This is a genomic window from Bartonella sp. AP72JLCBS (genome assembly GCF_042195705.1).
Classification (GTDB): domain Bacteria; phylum Pseudomonadota; class Alphaproteobacteria; order Rhizobiales; family Rhizobiaceae; genus Bartonella.
This window is the reverse complement of the sequence record NZ_JBHIOU010000029.1, coordinates 1-7,612: the sequence shown is the minus strand read 5'-3', so window position 1 is coordinate 7,612 and position 7,612 is coordinate 1. Positions and strand designations below refer to the sequence as shown.

The 7,612-nt window shown below is 36.9% G+C and carries 3 protein-coding genes and 1 pseudogene; all 4 read right to left on the bottom strand.

What is annotated here, in order from left to right; genetic code table 11:
* Window positions 1-1,497, bottom strand: a pseudogene (locus ACFILO_RS08830) (hypothetical protein); the annotation flags it as partial.
* Window positions 1,498-2,669: 1,172 nt separating this feature from the next.
* Window positions 2,670-5,834 carry a YadA-like family protein gene (locus ACFILO_RS08825; protein WP_375678157.1) on the bottom strand — a complete coding sequence of 1,055 codons (3,165 nt, stop codon included), beginning with the start codon at window positions 5,832-5,834 and terminating at the stop codon, window positions 2,670-2,672.
* Between the two features lie 740 nt (window positions 5,835-6,574).
* Complete coding sequence (locus ACFILO_RS08820; RefSeq protein WP_375654116.1) at window positions 6,575-6,775, bottom strand: hypothetical protein; 201 nt, start codon at window positions 6,773-6,775, stop codon at window positions 6,575-6,577.
* Window positions 6,776-7,230: 455 nt separating this feature from the next.
* Window positions 7,231-7,612, bottom strand: a 382-nt coding sequence (locus tag ACFILO_RS08815) for a YadA-like family protein (protein WP_375654112.1), incomplete at its 5' end; no start/stop codon positions are given.

Sequence of the window (7,612 nt, the reverse complement as noted above, 5' to 3'; positions counted from 1 at the left end):
ACCACCTAAAGATTTTGCAACACTACTCCCTAGGGCATATAGCTGGTTACCCGCTACAGCATCCGTTGACGTTCTACTAATGTCTCCATTTTTAAGAGACGTTATCTTGCTACTTGTATTCTCTTCACCATGCGTCGCTACAAAGGCATTCGCGGTTTGGCTCCAGATTAAAGAATCACTCTTTTCACCAGCAATTTCTTTGCTAATCTCATTTTTAATATTCGTGATAGAATCACCAACACCGGCAAAGGCAGACGCGACACTGTCATAAGTCGAATCAGTAACATCACCATCAGAATTAAATCGCTTAACCTTGAATGTAGGAGCATTCCACGTGCCATTCTCATACTTAGCATTACCACCTAAAGATTTTGCAACACTGCTACCTAGAGCATGAAGCTGATTACCCGTTACGGCATCCGTGGAACCAGCATTAATCGAACCATCTAAAAGAGATGTAAGCTTGCTATTACTTTTGCTATCTTTCTCTCCATGCGTCGCTACAAAAGCATGTGCAGTATCGCTCCAATGCAAGGAATCACTCTTTGCTTCAGCAATATCTTTGCTAAGTTCATTCTTAATATTCGTGATAGAATTATTCATATTTACGAAAGAAGTTCCTACACCAGCAAACGCTGTTGCTACATCATGATACTCTTTATCTTCTGTTTTGCCATCTTCTTTCACGCTCTTAACCGTGAATGTAGGTACACTCCAAGTTCCATCCGCATAACTAGCATTACCACCTAAAGATTTTGCAACCCCAGTGCCTAACGTATAAAGCTGGGAACCATTAACGGCATCGGTTGACGTTTTTGAGAGCTCACCAGGAGAAACATCCAAAAGACGCCGTGTCTCACCTTTACTATTCCGAATAGTTATTTGAGTTAATGGTGAGGTAGGAGCAACAGTTACCATACTTGCATCATCCGCTCGGGCTAGTTCACGAGATAAGCTTCTTAAAAGAGAAAAGCTGCCTGTGTTTTCATGCCTATCATCACTTTGATATGGATTATCTTGTTTTCCCCCAATAGCATGGGGTTCCTTTATCTCAACAATCTGATGATTTAAACTTGTGGAAACACTCTTCACGCCAGAAAATGCATCCGCAACACTTTTATAACCTTCTACATTCTTATAACCTTCCGTACCTGCAAATGCAGTATCAAAAGCAGCTTTAGTCTGAAACTTAATATTAAGACTTAAGTTCTTGGGGGCATCCTCCCCCTCCACAAATGCAGAGCCACTATCTCTATACAATTTACTGCCAACTACATAGGCTGGCGGTATACCTTTAAGCGCATTTGTACCACCACTAAAGTCGTTTGATATGTTATTTAAAATCTGAGTAGCAGCAGCAACAGGAGAAACATTTGATAAAAATATAATCACTGAAGCCAATGAAAGCGCTTTAATAAAAAGCCGTCGATAAAACGAGCAAGAATCTTTACAATCATTCACCACTAGCGCTTTTGGTGTGGTATATAATTTTTTCATAACAAATTCTCCAAATAGGAAAGACATATTTAGAACATTAAAAAGTCATATTTCAGTGTTAGGAGTGATTAACGACGTGATTTTTTTTGTTCTTTATAAAGTTTGAGTTTGCCGCAGAGGCGAACAGAAGTAATTAGAAGTCTAGCAAGGTTGCAATCAATCTTGATAAACGATGTGGTTAATGGGTTTTTTATTTTTTCCGCCTTTAAGAAGGGTGCTTTTTTTGCAACAAAACTCCTGGATGAGGGTGAAAAACAGGTATGAAGAAGACATACTTGCACCCTATTGTTAGGTCTGCGGTTTATAGTTTTAAAAGTAAAAGAGTTCATTTTATATGATTAAGAAGCTGTAAGGTATTATTAGGGGAAAAGTTTAAGTTGTTGGCTGAATGATTTAGAGTACTTGTTGTGAAATCATTACGCTTTTATCGCGGGGATAAGCGGCATACTCTTAAGCTTTAGAGTAAAATGAGGATGATTGTGTGTGTTGTTCATAATCAACTGCCCCCCCTTACGAGCATTTTTCTGTTTTTGCCAAAATGAGTCTTACTAAAGAATATTCTGTGATGTTATAGACTATTGAGTGAAATAGCAAGAAGAAAATGAATTTAATTATTTTTACAGAATGAGTCTTTCCGATTTATATAACCGTGAAATATCCTTATAACTTTAAAACTCATAGATTCCATGCACTATAGACTTGTCTAGAGATTCTGTTTCATAGTTTTATTTAAGTGTCCCATTTTGATCAAAATGAGTCTTACTAATAATTGCTGCTGTTGCGTGCCTCATGATTGCTACTGCTATGTACAGAGCAAATAAATAAAATAATAAAATAGGATTTTTAAACGTATCCCCCAATGGATATTTTCCATCAATGAAATTATAGAACGTACAGTTTTAAAATACTGCGCAATTACGCACTGAGAGTACTACTCTGTATTTGTAAAATTTTTGTTAAAGTGCTTTACTTCTTACTAAAATCAATCTCACTAAGATTATTACTATAGAATACATTGGTATAAGACTTTAATTATTATAAGACTTTATAAATATACTACTCTATGGCCTTCTCTGTAAAATATTACTTCTCTATAATATAAAATTTCGCCCCTGTCTAAGAAGACAAGGGCGAAACTTCGCTTAAATTGTAGTTTTTCATATTCTCTGGTGTTATTTTAATTTCAGAGTTATTCCACCACCTACACCCCACTGACCGCCAGCACTGGTTGCTGATAGATTAGAACGAATCTTGCCATCTTCAGATGTATAACCTGCACCAATCGCAAAGGCAGATTGTCCACGCCAAAAACCGCCACCAAATGAAACACTCACAGATCCTGGGTCATCGAAGTAACGTAAGTTAGAGACTGCCAAACCAATCGCTGCTGCTTGCCTTGCCTCTTTGCGCACATTCGTAATATCATAACTTAGTGCGTCAAACTTCATATCGGTATAGGATTTTGCCTCGTTAACACCATTATTGACTTGATCGTCCGTATACTTTTTCGCACTTTTAAGAGTAATCTTCATCTGCTCCGCGGTATGATCGTATAACTGACCACCATTCACTGCGTCCTTAGAGCCATGTTCAATTTTTCCATCTTTAACATTAGTAATCAAAACAGGCTCACTGTCATCGACACCTTTTAGAGTGATGCTACTGATTTTCTTTCCGCTATCATCGGTATCATAGCTAACCGCAACATTCACCTTGTTTTCAACTTCTGTTACCCTGTCTGTAACGCTGTCTACCTTTTTTTCAACGCCTGTTACCCTGTCTGTAACGTTGTCTACCTTTTTTTCAACGCCTGTTACCCTGTTACTCATCTGTGAAAACTGATTGTCAGTCACCTCATAAGTTGACTTTTCTAAAATTTCACTAGGAGCAACAGTTACCGTGGTTGAATTATCCGCCTCATCTATGGCGCTTTCTTCCTCATCTATGGCAAGAGGTAAGCTTCTTAGAAAACGTGCGCTTCTCATAAAAGGAAAGCCTTTTGAAATAACATCCGAAGGATCACCATTTTGTGGTTTACCCTCTGTTTCACCAATACCGTTCATAACCCGCTCATTTAAACCTGCCAAAGCACTATTAACGCCAGCAAATGCATCTGCAACATTAGTATATTTTTTCTCAGTTTCCTTACCATTCTTATCAAAGGCTTTAACTGTGAAAGTCGGAGCACTCCAATTTCCACCTTTATATCCAGAACCACCACCGAAATAAGTAGCAATCTGGTTGTTTATCGAATAGAGCTGAGAACCAGTTATAGCATCAGTCGACGTTTCTGAAATCTCACCAGCAGCAATATCAAAAAGACGCCGGCTTTCACCTTCACTACTCATAAAACTTACTTGTTTTAATGGTGATTTAGGAGCAACAGTTATCGTAGTTGGAACCTTCACATTACCTAAAGCACTAGGTAAGCTTCTCATAAAAGGAAAGCCTTCTGAAATAATATCATTCAAATCACCGTCTTGATGGGTGTGTTCCTTTTCTTCAATACCAGGCTTATTCTTTATCTTAACAATTTCCTCATTCAAACTTGTGAAAGCACTATTAACGCCAGAAAACGCATCTGCAACATTAGTATAGTTTTTCTCAGTTGCATTACCATCCTTATCAAAGGCTTTAACTGTAAATGTAGGAGGTGACCATTTTCCATCTTTATAGCCAGCACCACCGCCAAAATAACTTGCAAATGTCTGAGCCATCAAATAAATTTGACCACCATTTACTGCTTCGGTCGATGTTGCCGTAAATGCACCCCCTTTAACACCAGAGATAACTCGTGGCGCATTAATACTGTTTGCAATATCTATTCTATCACCACCCTTGTCTCCACCAATCGTAATAAGCCCAGCGCTATTTTGCTTAACAAAACTATCACCTGTTACACTTTCGATCTTTTGATTAAGATTCGTAAAAGAACTACTTACACCAGAAAGCGCATCCCCAACATTCTTATAGTTCTTTTCAGTCCCACTACCATTTTTATCAAAAACCTTAACTGTAAAAGTAGGAGCATTCCAGTTTCCATCTTTATCATATCCAGCATTATCACTAAAATAGCTAGCAACTACATTGCTCATGGCATAAAATTGAGAGCCATTTATCGCATCAGTCGATGTTGCTGTAATCGAACCAGCCTTCACACCCGCAAGAGTCCGTGCCACATTATCAACATTTGCTATATTTACCTGGACCCCTCTTACTTTTCCACCAATGGTAATAAGTCCGGTATCATCTTGCTTAACAAGATCATCACCTGTCCCATTAATGACTATATTCTCAATCTTTTTATCAAGATTTGTGAAAGAACCACTTACGCCAGTAAAGGCATCCGCAACATTAGTATACTTCTTTTCAGCTCCATTACCATCCTTATCAAAGACCTTAACTGTAAAAGTAGGAGCACTCCAGTTTCCATCTTTATAGCCAGCACCACCGCCAAAATATTCAGCAAATGCCTGATTTATTGAATAAAGTTGAGAACCATTTACTGCTTCGATCGACGTTGCTGTAATCGAACCAGCCCTAACACCCGAAAGAGTCCGAACTGCATTATCAACGTTTGCAATGCTTACCTTAGTTCCACTTACTTCTCCACCAATGCTAATAAGTCCTGTATCATCTTGCTTAACAAGACTATTACTTGCTACCTTAATATTTTCAATCTTTGCATCAAGATTCGTGAAAGAACTACTTACGCCAGTAAAGGCATCCGCAACATTCTTATAATCCTTTTCAGCTCCATTACCATTTTTATCAAAGACCTTAACTGTAAAAGTAGGAGCTATCCAGTTTCCTTTTCTATCGTATCCAGCACCACCGCCAAAAGAGATCGCAGTACTGATGCCTTGGGAAAAAAGCTGAGAACCATTGACTGCATCATACGAGATTGGCGAAACCCAACCATCAGCAACACCAGTAAGAGTCCTCAATCCATGAGAGCTATTTGCGATAGTTATTCTATTACCACCTACGTCCGCACCAATTGTAATAAGTCCTGATGCATCTTGCTTAACAAGCTTATCATACCTGGTTTCAGCGACATAATTCTCCAAACCATACAGCGCAGAACCAACATCTCTATATATTTTACCGTTAATTATATAGGTTGGCGCAATACTTTTACGTATATTTGTACCTCCGCCAAAATACTGTGCTACATTACCCCAAAGATCACAAGCAAAAACAGGAGAAGCATTTGATAAAAAGACAGCTACTGACACTAATGAAAGCGTTTTAATAAAAGGTAATCGATAAGACGAGCAAGAATTTTTTAAATTACTCACTGCTAGCGTGTGTGGTGTGGTATATATTTTTTTCATAATAAATCCTCTAAGTAAAGAAAGATATTTAAAACATCAAAAAGACATATTCCGGTGCTACTAAGCTCCAGAGATTGTTTTTTCTTGTTTTATAAAAGATTAGGGTTGTCATAATGCGGAAGAGGACTATCTAAGATATCAATGAGATAGAAGTCGACGTTGATCGATAGTCCAATTAATGTGGTTTTTATTTATCCCCTTTAAGGAGGGGTGTTTTTCTTTAGCAGAGCCTTTAAATTTAAAGGTGAAGAAAGGTGAACGAAGTGTGGAAAAAACATGTTTGCGTACTTATTATTAAGTGTTGTGTGCTTAAGAGGCAATAAAGGATGTTTATTGCGGAAGGGGGTTAAGTTGTTTGTTGAGTAATTTAGAGCGTTTTTTGTAGGGTTATTGCGCTTTTGTCGTGAAAATAAGCGAGATATCCCTGAGTTTTATATTTGTATCTCTTAAAGCTCTTTGAGATCAGATGATTGTGATTTTGTGATTTTTTCATGATTTACCGCACCCCGCTTTGCGAAAAGATTTCTAGTTTCTTTTAATTAATTTTCCACACTCTATACAATTATTAAAAAATAGCAAGGAAAAAATAATTTAATTATTTTTTTATATAATGCGTTTTTTATTATTAATTCAGTGTTAAGTTTACTCCTGCACTTAACCCCCTGTAACCTCTTGCACTCGTGACAGATATAATTAGAGCGAATTTTTCCATCTTCTGACATATAAACGGTTCCAATAGCTCAAGCCAATCGATTACGCCATAAACCACCACCAAAACAAAGACTTAAAGACCAAAGGATATTAAAATCACTTAAATTCGATACTTCTAAACCAACAGAGGACGCCTGTCTTGCTTCTTTCTGAGCTGTCTTAATATCACATCTTAATGCTTCAAATTTTGTATCCGTGTAAGATTTTGCATCATTAACAACATTACTCATTGCATTATACTATGGATTCAGAAAAACATTTATCTATATATTTTTTTGCATCATTAAAAACTGTCTTAATCTGCTGCTCACTGTCATGTAATTGATCACCTTTTATGGCATTATACAATCCAATAATAATCTTATCAGCAGTAGAATTATGCAAAATACCCCCTATCTTGTCATAAAAAACAATGCTCATTCATTAATAATATTATTACAATATATATTTCTCTTATAAGGAAAAAACTCTCTTAAAAATAAATATCGATTACTCAAATAATTCCTTTTGGAGATGATAAATGATTTTTCATATAAAATTTCATAATAAAAAATATATTTTTACTCGAAATACGTCCTTATCTTCTATTGCTATTCATTTGTGATAAAATAACTTTCCTTCTCTTTAAATGGCACATGTAACGCATTTGATAAGAGAAGGAAAATTTATTTCGAATTTTCTATTGTTAATTCAGTGTTACCCTAAATCCAGCACCTACCCCCCAATGTCCCCCAGAACTCGTTGCAGATACGTTAGAGCGAAATCTTCCATTTTCAGACATATAACCAGCTCCAATAGCAAGTGCAGATTGACTGCGCCATACACCTGTACCAAGTGAAAAACTTAATTTTCCCGGTGTATCGTCATAGCTTAAATTAGATACTGCTAGACCAATAGCAGCAGCTTGTCTTGCTTCTTTCCGAACATCCTGAATAGCATAATTCAATGTCTCAAACTTTATATCCGTATAGGATTTCGACTCGTTAACAGCATCATTGACAAGACCACTAACTTTCTCATCCGTATACTTATTGGCATCTTCAAGAACTATCTTCATCTGCTCTTCA

Excerpts from the sequence above, each read along its gene's own strand:
- ACFILO_RS08825 (WP_375678157.1), bottom strand. The coding sequence starts at position 5,834 with ATGAAAAAAATATATACCACACCACACACGCTAGCAGTGAGTAATTTA.
- ACFILO_RS08820 (WP_375654116.1), bottom strand. The coding sequence starts at position 6,775 with ATGAGTAATGTTGTTAATGATGCAAAATCTTACACGGATACAAAATTT.